Annotated in this window: 15 protein-coding genes; 11 read left to right on the forward strand and 4 right to left on the reverse strand. The window is 45.6% G+C overall.

Features of this window, described 5'->3' with window-relative positions; all coding sequences use genetic code 11:
• Positions 1-2: 2 nt before the first annotated feature.
• Entirely contained in the window at positions 3-1,307 is a 1,305-nt protein-coding gene (locus P3C17_RS04595; RefSeq protein WP_300928313.1) for an alkaline phosphatase, read from the reverse strand.
• 260 nt (positions 1,308-1,567) lie between these two features.
• Between P3C17_RS04595 and P3C17_RS04600 the strand changes: the two genes are divergently transcribed.
• From P3C17_RS04600 to P3C17_RS04625, 6 genes are all read left to right on the forward strand, one after another.
• Positions 1,568-2,164 (forward strand): Slp family lipoprotein, encoded by a 597-nt coding sequence (locus P3C17_RS04600; protein ID WP_300928314.1) that lies wholly within the window; start codon positions 1,568-1,570, stop codon positions 2,162-2,164.
• A complete protein-coding gene (locus P3C17_RS04605) occupies positions 2,127-2,987 on the forward strand; it encodes a methyltransferase (RefSeq protein ID WP_300928315.1) in 861 nt (286 codons plus the stop codon). Before P3C17_RS04600 ends, P3C17_RS04605 begins: the two co-directional genes overlap by 38 nt.
• Positions 2,987-3,826 (forward strand): alpha/beta hydrolase, encoded by an 840-nt coding sequence (locus tag P3C17_RS04610; RefSeq protein WP_300928316.1) that lies wholly within the window; start codon positions 2,987-2,989, stop codon positions 3,824-3,826. The genes P3C17_RS04605 and P3C17_RS04610 overlap by 1 nt, the downstream gene beginning before the upstream one ends.
• 347 nt (positions 3,827-4,173) lie before the next feature.
• Positions 4,174-5,832 carry a long-chain-fatty-acid--CoA ligase FadD gene (gene fadD, locus P3C17_RS04615; RefSeq protein WP_300928317.1) on the forward strand — a complete coding sequence of 553 codons (1,659 nt, stop codon included), beginning with the start codon at positions 4,174-4,176 and terminating at the stop codon, positions 5,830-5,832.
• A 78-nt stretch (positions 5,833-5,910) separates the two neighbouring features.
• Entirely contained in the window at positions 5,911-7,056 is a 1,146-nt protein-coding gene (rnd, locus tag P3C17_RS04620; RefSeq protein ID WP_300928318.1) for a ribonuclease D, read from the forward strand.
• A 156-nt stretch (positions 7,057-7,212) separates the two neighbouring features.
• Positions 7,213-8,580, forward strand: a complete 1,368-nt coding sequence (locus P3C17_RS04625) for a DUF4397 domain-containing protein (protein WP_300928319.1) — start codon at positions 7,213-7,215, stop codon at positions 8,578-8,580.
• A 47-nt stretch (positions 8,581-8,627) separates the two neighbouring features.
• Here the strand turns inward: P3C17_RS04625 and minE are convergent, their stop codons facing one another.
• From minE to minC, 3 genes are read right to left on the reverse strand one after another with little or no spacing between them, the layout of a single operon-like run.
• On the reverse strand, positions 8,628-8,888 hold the full coding sequence (gene minE / locus P3C17_RS04630; protein WP_008900582.1) for a cell division topological specificity factor MinE: 261 nt from the start codon (positions 8,886-8,888) through the stop codon (positions 8,628-8,630).
• A 4-nt stretch (positions 8,889-8,892) separates the two neighbouring features.
• Positions 8,893-9,702 (reverse strand): septum site-determining protein MinD, encoded by an 810-nt coding sequence (gene minD, locus P3C17_RS04635; protein WP_300928320.1) that lies wholly within the window; start codon positions 9,700-9,702, stop codon positions 8,893-8,895.
• Positions 9,703-9,714: 12 nt separating this feature from the next.
• A complete protein-coding gene (minC, locus tag P3C17_RS04640) occupies positions 9,715-10,416 on the reverse strand; it encodes a septum site-determining protein MinC (RefSeq protein WP_300928321.1) in 702 nt (233 codons plus the stop codon).
• Positions 10,417-10,557: 141 nt separating this feature from the next.
• Here minC and P3C17_RS04645 point away from each other — a divergent pair, with 141 nt between their 5' ends.
• The 5 genes from P3C17_RS04645 (at position 10,558) to P3C17_RS04665 (ending at position 13,837) form a co-directional block, all read left to right on the forward strand.
• On the forward strand, positions 10,558-10,836 hold the full coding sequence (locus P3C17_RS04645) for a YcgL domain-containing protein (protein WP_300928322.1): 279 nt from the start codon (positions 10,558-10,560) through the stop codon (positions 10,834-10,836).
• Between the two features lie 3 nt (positions 10,837-10,839).
• Positions 10,840-11,991: a lytic murein transglycosylase gene (locus P3C17_RS04650; protein ID WP_300928323.1), complete on the forward strand. Its 1,152-nt coding sequence runs from the start codon at positions 10,840-10,842 to the stop codon at positions 11,989-11,991.
• A 2-nt stretch (positions 11,992-11,993) separates the two neighbouring features.
• Entirely contained in the window at positions 11,994-12,656 is a 663-nt protein-coding gene (locus P3C17_RS04655; RefSeq protein WP_300928324.1) for a fumarylacetoacetate hydrolase family protein, read from the forward strand.
• Between the two features lie 13 nt (positions 12,657-12,669).
• Positions 12,670-13,167, forward strand: coding sequence for a YcgN family cysteine cluster protein (locus tag P3C17_RS04660; RefSeq protein ID WP_127686171.1), 498 nt, complete (start codon positions 12,670-12,672; stop codon positions 13,165-13,167).
• 64 nt (positions 13,168-13,231) lie between these two features.
• Positions 13,232-13,837: a mechanosensitive ion channel domain-containing protein gene (locus tag P3C17_RS04665; protein WP_300928325.1), complete on the forward strand. Its 606-nt coding sequence runs from the start codon at positions 13,232-13,234 to the stop codon at positions 13,835-13,837.
• Positions 13,838-13,885 lie beyond the last annotated feature (48 nt).

Genomic DNA, 13,885 nt, shown 5'->3' on the forward strand with positions numbered 1-13,885 from the left:
CACTATTTTTGCTGAATAAACTTGATTAACTTAGCGGCGATGTCTGTATTGTCCTGAAAACCGGCAAACTGCTGTTTATCAGCACCATAAGCCAGGACTGGCACATCGGCTGCTGTATGGCCGCTGCTGGTCCAGCCTGTGGAAGAATAGTGGTCTATACGCTGTTTTACGGCAACAGCTAAGGCTTTCTGCCCTTCAGTACGAGCTTTGCTCAACAGTTGTTGCTCATCAGCATTCAGTTCCAGACCGGTTAAACCTAACCAGGCCTGATACAATACTTTGTCATCTTTGAGTGCCAGCAATTGGCCAGCTATATAGTCACCTGTATGTTTTACCTTTTGAACTACATCCCGTTTCCAGCTGTAGTTGCCGTTGGCACCTAAAGACAAACCACCGGTTTCATGGTCAGCTGTGATCACTAATAAAGTATCAGGGTGGGCATCAACATAAGCTTTGGCCACTTTAATCGCTTCGGCAAAGTCGTGCATTTCAGCCATAGCACAGGCGATATCATTGGCATGACCACACCAGTCAATCTGGCTGCCTTCAACCATCACCACAAAACCTTTCTCAGCAGGAGACAACAGTTCCAGCGCTTTTTCTGTCATTTGTTTTAATGGCAGAGGTTCTGGATTATCTAAAGTACTGACAAAACCTTTAGGGGCAAACAAACCTAAAGCCGGCAACTTATTCAGTGATTTTAACTCTGTCCAGCTGTCTGTGTACTGGTAACCCGCTTGTTTAAACTCTTCCACCAGATTACGGTCTTTACGAATGAAATAGCTGGTACCGCCACCGAGCATTAAGTCTGCCACAATACGGCCATTCACTTTATTGTCGATGTAGTCGTCTGCTATCTGATCATAATTCTGGCGGCTCTTGTCATGCGCTAAAAAACCGGCAGGGGTGGCGTGATTAATCTGCGCTGTCACCACCACGCCAGTTTGCATACCCTTAGCTTTGGCAATTTCCATCATAGTGGTTAACGACTTGTGATCGTGATCTACAGCTATAGCTCCGTTGTAAGTTTTGTGCGTACTGGATAGTGCTGTCGCTGCTGCAGCTGAGTCTGTCACTACTGTGTCATCATCAGGGTATGTACTTGCATTACCAATCCATAACTCATCAAAAACGGTGGATTCCACTACTTTGGTGTCCGGGTTATCCATGTAATAACGGTAAGCAGCTAAATAAGCTGGGCCCATACCGTCACCTATCATATAGATAATGTTTTTTGGTGCGGCAATTGCACCTGCTGACACACAACTAAGGCAAGCAATACTGATTAAACTAAGTTTTTTTAACATAAAAGGCTCTGTAGATAGCTGGAAATCTGGTGTTACCAGAGTCAATAGGTAAGGATATCTTACGTCAGTGACTAATTTATGACAAAACTGTAAATGCAAAAAACGCGACCAACAGAGGTAAAAGCAGGACTGAAATGCCTTCTGGCTGAACTTCTTATATAAGTGTTGCAGAGCAGATCATGCATGGCTTAGAGTAATGATGGAACTAAAGTAAGTCCACCTTATCTAACAGGCTGTAAAGTTAACGAGGTTAAGAAGTCATGAGTAAGAAGTTTGCTGTTATTGCTTTGAGTCTGATGATTCTGGCAGGTTGTGCCAGTTATCCCGAACAAGTACGTATAGCCGATAATGTGGCGCTCACCAGCTATGAGAATGCTGCTCAACAAAATATTGATTTTGGTACGGCGCGATGGAGCGGAGTTATTGCTGAAGTCAGTAATAAAGCAAACCAAACCCGGCTGGAAGTGGTTTATTTCCCCTCAGGTACCAACGGACGTCCTCATGTTTCTGACCAAACGAAAGGCCGTTTTGTTGCCTATATCAAAGGCTTTTTAGACCCTATGGTGTATCAGCCTGGAAAGTCAGTCACAGTACTGGGTGAATTGACTCGTTCAGAAATAGGCAAAGTGGATGAATATGAATACCGTTATCCTGTGATCAAAGATGCAACTGTGTATCTGTGGCCAAAACTGCAGGATCGGGTTGAAGTCATTGAGACCTGGCCTATGATGCGCCCATATCCTTACTACTGGGGTTACGGCCCGGGTATACGTATCCGAACGACCACAAAACAACAATCGACAACACAAGGCCCAGTTCATGTTGACAATAATAAACAGAATAAAGTGCAACCTTAATGTAGTGCTGCTCGGAGCTGCGCTTTGTAGCGCAGCCGCTGTAGCCGAAACTCCCTCCGCTCCTGATTTAACGGCTTTAGCTGAGCACTCATTTCGTAGCGAGGAAGATAAAGCCAGGAACAAACATCGTCATCCGGTAGAGACGTTAAGCTTTTTTGGCATCAAGCCAACTATGTCTGTACTGGAGATTTGGCCAGCCCGCGGTTGGTATACCGATATTCTCGCCCCCTATTTAAAAGACCAGGGCAAACTGACTATCGCCAACTTCCGTGTGGATGATGGCACTATGCAGGATGACAGAAAAATATTCTGGAGTCGCATTAGTGAAAAGCTGACTCAGCGCATTCTGAAAAACAAAGAGCATTATGGCTCAGTTGAACAAACTGAATTTGATCCGCCAGGTTATATGTTTCTGGGGTTAACCCAGCAATACGATATGGTGCTGAGTTTCCGCAATGCTCATATCTGGAATGAACAAGGTTATTTGCTGGATGTATTTCGTTCCGTGTTTGATGTACTTAAACCCGGTGGCGTATTTGGCATTGTCGAGCACAGAGCAAGTCGGGTATCTGAAATTTCCAGCTCTGCTGTGGAAGGTTATCTGGACGAGTCTTATGTAATTGCGGTAGCAGAACATGCTGGTTTTAAACTGCTGGCTAAATCAGAAATTAATGCCAACTCAAAAGACACCAAAGATTACCCTAAAGGTGTGTACGCTTTACCTCCCACTTTAGCTATGGGCACAGTGGAGCGCGAGAAATACCTGGACATAGGCGAAAGTGATCGCATGACCTTAAAGTTTGTTAAGGCCAGCAGCGAATAATGTCGGCGCTGGTGTTTTCCTTGCCTGCCTTGTCGTTGGCTGGCTGGCAGCAAGGCTTGGCTTCAGCACGAGTTACTTTGTGTTTGCATGGTTGGCTGGATAATGCCGACAGTTTTTTACCTCTTTCTGTCTATTTGCCCCAACTGAATTTGGTGGCTATAGATTTGCCTGGCCATGGTCAGTCACAGCACCGCAGCTCTGATGCCCATTATCATTTTTTAGACTGGATCTACGATGTCGCTACCCTGATTAAAACTCAAGGCTGGCAGCAGGTGGATATTATCGGCCATTCGATGGGCGGTATGATAGGTTCAGTACTCGCAGCTGTTATGCCTCAGATGGTACGAAAGCTGGTGCTGATTGACAGTATCGGCCTGGTAACAGGTGAGGCCTGCAATACGACACAACAAGTGCGAACTGCAATCAGTCACAGATGGCAAAGCCCAAATAAACAAAAACCTGTCTACAGCGACTTACAAAGTGCCGCTTTGGCCAGACAAAAACAAAGTGATTTTGATATCAATTGTGCGTTAATTCTTGCCAAGCGTGGCACAGAGTTGTGCGCTGGTGGGTTGACCTGGTCTGCCGATATGAGATTACGTGAATCTTCCGCATATCGTTTAATGCAGAGTCAGGCCATGCAACTGCTAAACGATATCCAATGCCCCGTACTGGCTGTTCTGGCCAAAGATGGTCTGGAGATGATGCAAAAGGCAAAGCAGGAGTATCAGGCTCACTATAGGCAGCTAGAGTTGGTTGAGATCCAGGGGGGGCATCATTGCCATATGATGCAACCAAAAATAACAGCGGACGCAATTCGTCAATTTTTACTGTCCTGATTGTTTTTTATGCTCTGCAATCCTGCAGAGCACCCTTACGGGCCAGCTAAAGCTGTTAAAAATCGTTCCTGACGATTTTTTATGCTCTGCAATCCTGCAGAGCACCCTTGCGGGCCAGCTAAAGCTGTTAAAAATCGTTCCTGACGATTTTTTATGCTGTTATAGTCAATGCCAGAACTGCCGTTCTGCAGACAATTGTTAAATCTGAACAATTGTGGGATGATGCCGTATTAGAGTAAAAACTCAGTGTCCTTTGTGCCAGAATTAAACTATGTCTGTGCAAAGGGCCGAAGCACTAACTATAACTACTATAACTAAAAAATAATAAATACCACGAGGAGAGGACAGTGGATCGAGTCTGGTCAAAAAATTACCCTGAAGGCGTTCCGGTTGATATCAATGCCGACCATTACGCATCATTACTGGAAGTCTTTGATGAAAGCATCAGAGACTACGCCGACAGAACCGCCTTTATCAATATGGGCAAAAGCATTACTTATGCAGAGCTGGATAAGCTGAGCTTAAAGTTTGCCGCTTATTTGCAACAACAGTTAGGTATGAAACAAGGTGACGCCGTCGCTGTGATGATGCCAAACTTGCTGCAATACCCGGTTTGTATTTTAGGTATTTTGCGCGCTGGTTGTGTGGTGGTGAACGTTAATCCACTGTATACACCACGTGAACTGCAGCATCAACTTCTTGATTCTAAAGCTAAAGCTATAGTGATTGTCGAAAACTTTGCCCATACCTTGTCTGATGTACAAGACAAAGTGAAGTTGGATCATGTGATCCTGACGCACATGGGCGATATGTTAGGTCTGGTGAAAGGCACTATTGTCAATCTGGTGGTCAAGCATGTGAAAAAGCTGATCCCGGCCCACAACCTGCAAAAGTACATAAGTTACAAACAAGTGATAGCTGCTGGCGATGAAGCGGCTTATAAAAAACCAGTGGTTGTTGGAGATAATTTAGCTTTCCTGCAATACACAGGCGGTACTACAGGTGTTTCCAAAGGTGCGATGCTGACGCATCGTAATATGGTTGCGAACCTGGAGCAGGCCGATGGTTGCATTGGTCCTGTGTTAACCAAAGGCCAGGAGTTTATTGTTACAGCCTTGCCGCTGTACCATATCTTCGCTTTAACTGCTAATTTCCTGATGTTTATGAAATATGGTGGTACTAACCTTCTGATCACCAACCCAAGAGACATGCCCAATTTTGTCAAAGAGCTGGCGACCTATCCTTTTACCGCTTTAACAGGTGTCAATACACTGTTTAATGGTTTACTGAATACCCCTGGTTTTGCCCAGCTGGATTTCAGCAGACTTAAACTGGCTTTAGGTGGCGGTATGGCCGTTCAGCGTCCTGTGGCTGAGCGCTGGCAGAAAGTCACTCATACTCGCTTGGTGGAAGGTTATGGTTTAACAGAATGTGCGCCTCTGGTCACGGTCAGCCCTTATAACCTGCCAGCTTACAATGGCAGCATTGGTTTTCCTGCGCCTTCGACTGATATCAAGCTGGTAAACGATGATGGTGTTGAAGTGGCTGCTGGCGAAGCTGGTGAAATGTGGGTCAAAGGTCCACAAGTGATGAAAGGCTACTACGACAGACCAGAAGAAACGGCAAAAGTACTGAACGAAGATGGCTGGTTAGCGACAGGCGACATAGCCCGTATGGATGACGATGGTTTCTTCTATATAGTTGACCGTAAAAAAGACATGATTTTAGTCTCTGGTTTTAACGTTTATCCGAATGAAATTGAAGAAGTAGTGGCGATGAACGAAAAAGTGCTGGAAGTTGCCGCTGTAGGCGTTCCGAACGAAGCTACTGGTGAAGCCGTGAAGATTTTTGTGGTGAAAAAAGACCAGAGCCTGACAGATGCTGAATTAATTCAACACTGTAAGGAACGTTTGACGGGCTATAAAGTGCCGAAGCTGGTAGAATTCCGCACTGAATTGCCAAAAACCAATGTGGGTAAAATCTTAAGGCGAGAGCTGAAAGGTTGATCCAGAAAAAACCGGCGCAGGCCGGTTTTTTTATGCTTAAAAGTCAGAGACAGAAATAAAGAAAATCAAGGATATCAAATGACGTATCAGCTTATTACCACTTCATCTGCTTTAGCTGCTTTTTGTGCGCAAGCCGCCAGTGCTGAGGTGTTAGCTGTGGATACTGAATTTGTCCGCCAAACCACCTTATACCCCAAGCTTGGTTTAATTCAGCTGTTTGATGGCAAACAGCTGGTGTTAGTTGATCCTTTAGCTATTGATGACTGGAGCTCCTTGCAACAGCTGTTTGCTAATCCGTCGGTTTGTAAGGTCGTGCATTCCTGCAATGAAGATTTAGAAGCCTTAGCTACTAAAAGTTTATTGCCAATATTGCCTCTGATTGATACTCAACTGGCGGCAGAGCTGGCAGGTTGGGGTGGCAGTCAGGGCTATGCCAAGCTGGTGCAAAGAGTCTGTGCTGTGGAGCTGGATAAAAGTGAATCCCGCACCGACTGGATAGCCCGGCCTTTATCGGTTTTGCAGTTGGATTACGCCGCTAAAGATGTAGAGCATTTGCTGGACGTGTATCAGGCGCTGAAAGCTGAACTGGTCGCAAAAGACCAATACGAGCTGCTGCTTGCTGAAGGTGAACATTTAATAGCACGTCGCTCTTTTGGTTTACCTTTGTCATTTCGCCATCTGGAGCTGAAAAACAGCAATTTGCTGACGCCACGTGAGCTGGCTATTTTGCGAGAGTTAGTGATCTGGCGACAGGACTATGCGCAGCAGCACGATATGGCATTGGGTTTTATTTTTAAAGATCATCATTTACTGGATATTGCTAAACGCCGTCCCGGCAGTCTGGAATCGATGTTTAATATTCCTGAGTTACCGGGGCGTGAAGTGCGTCGACATGGTAAAACAGTGTTAGCTCTTATTGAACAAGCCAAAGCGTTACCGCTGGAACAATGCCCACAGCCTTTTTATCACACTGATGTGTTCGCTGGGTTTAAAGAAGAGCTGCAGCGCATTACAGATGCAATTAAAGCGGCGGCTAAAGCGTCCGGTATTCCGGCAGAATTTATCGCGGTTCGACGGCAAAGTACCGAGTACTTTAACTGGTGCTGGCGGGTCAGTGACGAAGACAGAGCTCAACTGCCTGTTCCTGAGTTTTTGCGAGGCTGGCGCAGGAATATTTTGCTTAAACACTTACCTGTTCCTGCCCACATTCAGTCACTGATCTGAATTCACTGATCATACGTAATACAGCCCTATTCACAGGATGGTTTAGTAGATTTTTTCGGCTAAACCATGCTGTTTTTTGCAAAAATCTGCGCTGATCCTGTTGAAAAACCATTTCGTAACTCTTTTGCTACATCAACAATCAAAAGGGTAAATACAATGAAATGGAGTAATAAATTAGTTGCTTTGACTATTGCGCTGCTGGCTATCGGCGGATGCAATGACTCAGACCCGGAACCAGTAATCCAGCCACCACCTCCTGTAAACGCTAATATCAAAGTAGTTCATGCAGTGTCAGATGCTCCTGATGTTGCAGTGAACGCTAACGGTAATGTTGCCGTAGCGAATCTTGCATTTGGTGAAGCTGCCGGACCACTTTCCGTGGCAGCCGGAAATTTCAATACGTCCGTTGATGCGAAACTGCCCGGCGATACTTTGACTACAGTGATCCCCCAAACCAGTCTTTCGCTTACTCAGGCCACAGACTACGTAATCTTTGCCACAGGGAAAGTTGCAGATGACAGTATTGAACCTCTGGTGGTTAATTTCCCACAAACCGCGGTGAGTAGTGGTAACGTGCGTCTGCGCGTCGTGCATGCTGCTGCGTCTGCACCCACTGTCGATGTGCATTTAACAGCTCCGGCTGATGCGTTATCTGCTGGAACTGTCGCTGCAACCCTGGAGTTCAGCGATGCAACAGGTGATGTGACTGTGCCAGCCGGGGATTACAGAGTTCGTATTACTCCGGCAGGTAACTTAACCACAGTGGTTTTTGATTCTGGCACCGTGGCTTTAGCTTCAGGAAGCGACTTAACTATTGCTGCTTTGGATAGCAGGTTCGCCGGACCTTCACCTGTGTCTTTATTAGCTTTAGTTCAGGGAGGTAACACAAGTCTTGAGCTGTTGGACACAGGTTCAGTCTCTGCTGTGCGTGTAGTGCACGATGTATCCGATGCACCTGCTGTGGATATCTTAGTGGACGACGCAGAAGCTATTAATGCACTCGCTTTCCCTGACTTTACTGGTTATGCCGAACTGGCCCCTGATACTTACAACGTGAAAGTTGCTGCTGACGCTGACAATTCCGTGGTGGTGATTAACGCCGATTTAGAATTAGAAAGCGGTGCTTATTACACAGTGCACGCGGTAGGTTCTTTAACAGAAGAAAGCATTGAACCTTTGGTTGTGATGGACCACCCGCGTCGCATCGCCACAGCAGCACAAATCCGCGTGATCCATGGTTCAAGTCTGGCTGGTCCGGTGGATGTTTATCTGACTGCGAACTCAGACATTTCTGCGGCCGCAGCGGCGCTGAGTAACGTGCCTTTTAAAGCGGATTCCGGCTATATTCAGGTACCAGCAGGGGATTATTTTGTCACAGTGACACCTACAGGCAGTAAAACAGCAGCTATAGGCCCAGTAGCAGTCACATTAGACGCCAATAGTATTTATACCGCAGTAGCTCGCGATGGTGAGGGCTTAACAACGGATCTGGGGTTGATCCTGATGGATGACTTTAGTAACTAAGAGTCGCATAAAAGAGGCAAAGTCACAGACTCTGCCTCTTTTCTTTACTACTTCTTATCGTCAGGAAAAGTAACGTTTAATTCCAGCACAGATAGTTCATCTGAGCTCTTTTCCAGTGATACCGAAACCTGATCGTCAGCTATATCCACATACTTGCGAATCACTGCCAAAATATCGCGCTCCAGTTGCGGTAAATAATCCGGGCTGTTGCGGCGGTTGCGTTCATGCGCAACGATAATTTGTAACCGCTCTTTGGCAGTTGAAGCGGTATTTTTTTTCGTTGAACGGAAATAATCCAATAACGACATTCGCTTAGCCTCCAAATATACGTTTCAGCAAGCCTTTTTTCTCCACGTTCAGGAAACGGAAAGGCACTTCTTCGCCAAGCAAGCGGGCGACCGTATCTAAATAGGCCTGGCCAGCATCGCTGTCTTCGTCCAGAATCACCGGAGTACCAGAGTTGGAGGCGTTTAAAACCGCCTGAGACTCAGGGATCACACCCAGCAGTTTAATCGCCAGAATTTCACCCACGTCTTCAACACTCAGCATTTCACCTTTGAGAACACGCTCTGGGTTGTAACGGGTTAACAACAAGTGTTCTTTGATGCCTGGTAAACCTTGTTCTGCACGGCGAGATTTGCTGCTCAGCATTCCTAAAATACGGTCTGAGTCACGCACTGAAGATACTTCAGGGTTAGTCACAACCACAGCTTCGTCGGCAAAATACAACGCCATCATAGCGCCTGATTCAATACCAGCAGGCGAGTCACAGATGATGTAATCAAATTCCTGTGCCAGCTCGTTCAGAATACGTTCTACGCCTTCTTTACTCAGCGCGTCTTTATCACGGGTTTGTGAAGCAGGCAGAATAAACAGGGTGTCGATACGTTTATCTTTGATCATCGCCTGTTTTAAATTCGCTTCACCATTAATCACGTTAACGAAGTCGTATACGACACGACGCTCGCAACCCATGATTAAATCCAGGTTTCTTAAGCCAATATCAAAATCGATAATGACGGTTTTGAAACCGCGCATGGCGATGCCTGTACCAATAGCCGCGCTTGACGTAGTTTTGCCTACGCCACCTTTACCTGATGTAACAACAATGATTTTTGCCATCGCAAAATATCCTTAAAGCAAATCTGCTAAAACCAACTTATCGTCCTGCAACCCAATGCAAGCCGACTTACCCCAATATTCGCCTTGCAGACTGTCACTTAACCAGTAACTTCCGGCTATGGAGATCAGTTCAGCTTCCAGCTTGTGACAAAACACGCGTTTTTGATTATCTCCGGCAGCTCCTGCTATGGCTTTGCCACGCAGCGTACCGTAAATATGTATATTTCCATCAGCAATGACTTCAGCGCCAGCACCTACAGTACCACGGATCACTAAATCTGCACCTTTGGCATAAATTTGCTGGCCAGAGCGAATATTTTGCTCCACCACTTTGGTTTCCATCACAGGAGCAGCAGTTGCTGCTTCAGTTTTGGCTTCAATTTCTTTTGTTTCTTTAGCCGGTGTTTTGCTTTTACTTAGCTGAAGTGCGGCTAAACCTGCGGCCTGAGCCACTTTTTTCAGTTCAGCTGAAGCACCACATACACCCACCAAGACCAATTCAAGTTCTTTGAAAACTTCAGCAATAGCTTCAAAATCAGGAGCTTGAGTAACAGACTCGACATTAATCACCACAGGCGCGCGGTAAAAAAAGGCAGGAGCTTGCGCCAGTTTTTGTTGCAGCTGAGTTTTTACGGCAGCAGCAGACAGGTCCTGACAATACAATACAGACAGTGGAAACAAACTGCCTTTTAATTCAAAGGAATGATCAGACATAGCTCAAAATGCGCACTTTATTATTTGTTTAATGACGGCAAAAATTCGTGTCAGCCTTTATTCGCTTGGTACGCAAGGCTGGTGCTTCATGTTATAGTTTGCGCCCCTGTTAGGCAAGTTAGTCAGAGTAGTTTTTGTCCTATGCTATGTGTTGTTTATAAAAGTCCTAAACTGGACCAAACCTATTTGTATGTATTGCGCCGTGATGATTTTAGCGCTGTACCTGAAGCTTTACTTAAAACCTTTGGTAAACCTATGCTGGTCACGCTGATTAATCTGGCGACCAAAAGCAAATTAGCCCATGCCGATATCGACAAGGTCAGACAACAGCTGACAGAGCAGGGCTTTTATTTGCAGTTACCTCCGCCGCCTGAAGATTTGCTCAAAGCACATAAAGAGAGCCAGCCCAACAAGGAGTAGTACATGAAGTTCACTCAAATCGCAGTTATTGTTGCCAGCAGCTTATTATTGGCTTGTACCACTACTGTCTCAGGCAAAGCTCAGACTGCAACTGAAGTCGTAAAAACACAAGCTGCCGCCACAACAGAAACTAAAGCACCAGTAAAGCCCCAAGCTAAAGCCGCCACTGCGGTAGCGACAGCTGAGCCTGCTCAGGCCGCAATCACCAAAGGCAGTTTTGAAAACTATGTAGCGTCTTTAAAACAAGAAGCCTTACAAAAGGGCTATTCCAAAGCTTTAGTTGATGAAGTGTTTGCCAGCCTGAAACATTACCAGTCTGCTGTGGTCGCTGATAAAAAACAGCCTGAATTTACTGAAACTTTAGATACTTATTTACCTAAACGTATCAGTAAACAGCGTATAGCGCTGGCTCGCAAATACTACAAAGAACATCAAAAAGAGCTTGACGCTATAGGCCAGAAATATGGCGTCCAACCCCGTTTTATCGTTGCCTTATGGGGGCTCGAAAGCAGCTTCGGAAAAATTATGGGCAACTACTCAGTGCCTTCGGCTTTAGCCACTATGGCCTATGATGGTCGTCGTGAAGCCTTTTTTAAATCCGAGTTTTTTCTGGCGCTGGATATTCTGCAGCAAGGCCATGTCAAATTAGCGGATATGAAAGGCTCATGGGCCGGTGCTATGGGTCAGAGTCAATTTATGCCAAGTGCTTTTATGTCCTATGCTCAGGATGGTGACGGTGATGGTCATATCAATATCTGGCAAAGCCGCTCTGACGCTTTTGCCTCTATTGCTAATTATTTAAAAACCCGGGGCTGGGACAATAGCCAAACCTGGGGCAGGGAAGTAAAAGTACCAAAAAACTTTGATTTCTCTTACGTGATCCCAAAAGGCAGCAAAGACAGAACTCAGTGGCTGCAGTGGTGGGCTAAATCTGAACGTTCTTTAGCGGCATGGCAAACTTTGGGCGTTCGCACCACTGAAGGCAAAGCTCTGCCCAAGCGAGATATCAAAGCTGCTTTGGTGATGCCGGATGACGAACAAGGCCGGGTGTATCTGGCGTACAGCAACTACCAGACACTGATGCACTGGAACCGATCTTATTATTTTGTCACCAGCGTAGGTTATCTGGCTGATTTAATAGTGGCTGAGGATTAAACATGAGTTATCAGCATAAAGATGTTCAGGGACAGGTTATTCAGCTGCCTTTAGGCAAAGTGCTTTGCATAGGTCAGAATTATCAGGACCATATAGCTGAGATGAACAGCAAAACAGCACCAGAAGCACTGTTTTTCATCAAACCCAATACGGCAGTGGTTGATATCAATCAGCCTTTTCTGATCCCGGACCAGTTAGGTGCGGTGCATAATGAAACTGAGCTGGCGGTGCTGATCAAAGCACCTTTAACCAAAGTAACTCCACAGCAAGTGCTGGATGCGGTGTGGGGTTATGGTCTGGCGCTGGATTTAACGCTTCGGGATCAGCAAAAGAAATTAAAAGAGCTGGGACGGCCCTGGGAAATTGCTAAAGGTTTTGATGGTGCTTGCCCTGTCTCTGGTTTTGTTCCCGCTGAGCAACTGGGTGATGTACAGCAATTACAGTTTAGCTTGATGGTAAATGGCGAACTGCGTCAGCAAGGCGATACCCGCATGATGATCCGTTCCGTGATTCAAATGATCAGTGAGATGTCGCAGTTTTTTACCTTGTTACCTGGCGATCTGGTACTCACCGGCACACCAGCAGGTGTAGGGCCACTTTATAGCGGCGATCAGTTAGAATTAACTCTGGCTAACAAGCTATATATTAAGACGTCAGTACGCTGACAGAGAGGTTGAAGTGTTAACAGCAAAATTCTGGGAAACCAAAAGCCTGGAACAAATGACAATAGAAGAGTGGGAAGCTGTCTGTGACGGCTGCGCCAAATGTTGTCTGAATAAATTTATTGATGATGAAGACGAAGAGGCTGAAGGCCCAACCGATTACATCAAGCCGGATGAACAAATCCATTTTACCAATATCGCTTGTCGTTATCTGGACAGTCACAAATGTGCCTGTACTGTGTATGAGCAACGTACAGTCTTGGTGCCGGATTGCGTGAAGCTGACGCAGGACAATTTAAAAGATATCTTTTTTATGCCAAACAGTTGTAGCTACCGCCGTTTGCATGAAGGTCGTGGTTTACCGTCCTGGCATCCGCTTCTGAATAACGGCAAAAAAAGCCTGATGCATAAAAAACAAATGTCAGTGCGGAATAAAACCATTTCAGAAGACGAGGTCGATATGGAAAAGTTTGAAGACCATATTGTGACCTGGGCTATAAACGATCTGGATTAAACATTTTCAGTCTAAGTTCAGTTGTACAAGGAAAAATAGCGTTTTTTGAAGAAGGGTGGTGATTGTGCAAGAAGCCATGCAGATTTTGCATCAGTTAAGACAGTTAATGGCCAGTTTTAGTCCGGCTATAGTGCAGATGGTGATCAGTGCTGTCATCATCCTGATTTATATCGTTTTAAGTCGCAGAATAGCGCCGTTTTTATACCGTACTATTGCTGCCAGCGTATTAAAAGATGAAATGAACCGCCGTGCTCTGGTGGTGTTTCATATTCTGCTGTTTTTATTGTTAGTTGTTATTCTGAGCGTGGTCTGGGGGATCGACATCAAAGGTTTGCTGGTTCTTGCCTCCTCAATGATAGCGGTGATAGGTGTGGCTTTGTTTGCCGCCTGGTCATTGTTAAGCAACATCACCGCCTTTTTTATTATGTTGGGTCAGCGTAACTTTGCGCCTGGTGCTGAAGTCAAAATTATTGATGGTGCAAACCATGTCGAAGGCAAGGTGGTGGAAATCAATTTGTTCAGCACAGTGTTGCTGACCAAAAACAACGAGCAGATTGTCTATCCTAATAACCTGATTGTGTCCCGCCCTGTGATAGTGCAACATCAGTTCAGAGCGGATAAAAACAAAATCGTAAACAGATGGCGGCGTAAATTCCCAGAACAGAGATAAGTTAAAATGGGGTCAGAACACATTAGTTACGCATAACTAATGTGTTCT

The organism is Rheinheimera sp. 1928-s (assembly GCF_029269265.1).
Classification (GTDB): Bacteria; Pseudomonadota; Gammaproteobacteria; order Enterobacterales; family Alteromonadaceae; genus Pararheinheimera.